Source organism: Phormidium sp. CCY1219, from assembly GCF_055795085.1.
On sequence record NZ_JAYFEQ010000446.1, the window covers coordinates 1 to 247 of the forward strand.

General features: G+C 48.2%; 1 protein-coding gene. It reads left to right on the top strand.

What is annotated here, in order from left to right:
- A partial coding sequence (locus AC0QH1_RS10610) for a reverse transcriptase domain-containing protein (RefSeq protein ID WP_324631058.1) occupies window positions 1-247 on the top strand: 247 nt, incomplete at both ends.

The window sequence follows — 247 nt, forward strand, 5'->3', positions numbered from 1 at the left end:
GCACACCGCAAGGAGGGGTAATCAGCCCCCTACTGGCAAATATTGCCCTCCACGGCATGGAAGAAAGCATCAAATCCCTAGCGGTTAAGCTACCAGGAAAAGGAAGCCGTACAAACAGAAGCGATGCAATCTCGCTAATCCGTTATGCGGACGACTTCGTTATCCTGCACGAAAACAAGGATGTAATTCTAAAATGTCGCGACCACATCCAAGAATGGCTGAAAGGAATAGGGTTGGAACTTAAGGA